This is a genomic window from Thiolapillus sp. (assembly GCF_048562965.1).
In the GTDB taxonomy this organism is placed as follows: Bacteria; Pseudomonadota; Gammaproteobacteria; order Chromatiales; family Chromatiaceae; genus Thiolapillus; species Thiolapillus brandeum_A.
The window spans coordinates 1-912 of the sequence record NZ_JBHNMF010001084.1; the positions used below are offsets into that span (position 1 = coordinate 1).

Genomic DNA, 912 nt, shown 5'->3' on the forward strand with positions numbered 1-912 from the left:
TTCGGTCAGCGCATCAGGGTCGAAGATCCTACGGCTCAGGATACTGTCGATGAAGCCTTGCAGGGCATCAGGACTGAGACCGTGCTTTTCGGCGATGACGGCCAGTTCCCGGACGTTCTTCTCCGCCTTGAAGCGGTCGTAACCCTCGCGGATGGCCTGCTCGTCCAGCCCCTTGCCTTCCGTGAGGGTGTTGATGTACTCGACCATGTCCTCGCGCTCGTCGAGGAACTTTGCATTGCCGGCCAGCAGGCCGATGAGTTGCTCACGGCTTATCTTCTGCTTCCTGGGCGGCTGGCCGGTGAAGCGGGCGATGAGTTTCATGATGTAGTCATAGTCGATGAGCGCAGAGTCGAACAGCACGAACTCGAAATCGAGCTGCTGGATGGGGTCATCGGGATCTGGCGTCTTCTCCTGCCTGGCTTTGAGCTCCTGGGCAACATCGAGATAGACGCCCCTGAAGGCGCGCAGGTCATCTTCCGGCAGCAGTTTATCAATGGTCTCGCGCAGTTCAGGATCGAGATCGGTGTACTGGTCGAGCTGGGTACGGATGCGCTGCACTTCCCTGAAGCAGTTGATGAAGGTGGCGCGGGCCTCGTCACCCTTGAGGCTGGCGACTTCCCCGGGCCGGCAGTCCACGCCCTGGGATTGCATGAAGTCTTCGAGTTGCTGCACGGCTTCGCTCAGCTTTTCCACTACCACGGGGGCCGGGTCCACCAGCCAGATTTCCCGGGCCCGCTCGCCCGCCTCGCCGGAGAACAGGGCGATGGCATCGTCAACGGCTTTCCTCTGGTCGCGGAAATCGAGGATGTTTCCGCAGGGCTTGGCACCGTGCAGCACGCGGTTGGTGCGCGAGAAGGCCTGAATCAGGCCATGGTACTTGAGGTGCCTGTCCACATAAAGGGGGTTGATGTA

The 912-nt window shown here is 60.5% G+C and carries 1 protein-coding gene; it reads right to left on the minus strand.

The annotated features are described in order from the left end of the window. On the minus strand, positions 1 to 912 hold a 912-nt coding region (locus tag ACOCD2_RS22445; protein ID WP_419626163.1), incomplete at both ends, for a type I restriction endonuclease subunit R, EcoR124 family.